The 967-nt window shown below is 47.3% G+C and carries 1 pseudogene; it reads right to left on the bottom strand.

The window, feature by feature from the left end:
• Positions 1-64 precede the first annotated feature (64 nt).
• Positions 65-967 (bottom strand): annotated as a pseudogene (locus DXB92_RS13925) (phage tail tape measure protein); the annotation flags it as partial.

The following is a 967-nucleotide window of genomic DNA, read 5'->3' as shown; positions in this document are numbered from 1 at the left end:
AATCCTAAATTATGCAAGTATTTTTTGTCAAAGCGAATCATTCGATAAATTCCAGTTTACCACTCTACACATTCAACGCATTCCGTGTCAACCGATAAATCTCCAACCGTGACAATGCCTTCGGCGATTGATTGGTCTGATTCACCGTTTTCCGGTTGTCCGTGTTGTAATAATTGTTCACCGTCCCACCAGAACTGCCGGGCAGCATTGCTCCGGAGATTCCATGCAAGCTGTAATTCAAATCAGAATCCATAGTCAGCTGCATGGCTTTCGCCACACCGCCCACTGCTTTCTCCACATACTTCTTGCTTTTGTCGATGCCGTTTGCCAGCCCTTTCATAAAGTCCGGCATCCAGCTTTCGTAGTCTGTCAGCGGGCCTTTGTCCGGAACCGAGAAGTGCAGGAAATCCCGAATGGTATCGGCAACATTGGTGACGCAGTCTGCCAGCCAGCCGATGGCACTCTGAATGCCGTCAATGATTCCCTGAATGATGTCCCGTCCCCAGTTCCAGGCATCGGAAGCCAGTCCCTTGATATATCCTACAGCGGCATCGAACCCATTCTGAATGGTAGATTTGATGCCACTGATTTTGTTGGAAACCGCAGAACGAATGTTGTCCCAGATGCTGGACACCGTAGAAGAAATGCTCTGCATCACGTTGGAAATGGTGCTTTTGATACTGTTCCAGATGTTAGATACCACCGACCGGATGGCGTTCAGAACATTGGAAACCGCAGAGCTGATCTGATTCCAGATAGACGATACCACAGAAAAAATGGCATTCATCACACTGGAAATCGTGCCGGAAATGCTGTTCCAGATGGAAGAAACCACATTCCAGATCGCAGACAAAACAGAAGAAATGAAACCAGATACCGCATTCCAAACTGTAGTCACCACATCTTGAATTGCCGTCAAGACCGTGGAAATTGTAGTAGAAATGGCATTCCAGATGGTTTCAAAGGT

Origin of the sequence: Ruminococcus sp. OM06-36AC, assembly GCF_003438725.1 — a bacterium.
GTDB lineage: Bacteria > Bacillota > Clostridia > Oscillospirales > Ruminococcaceae > Ruminococcus_C > Ruminococcus_C callidus.
This window is presented reverse-complemented; position numbering and strand designations above follow the sequence as displayed.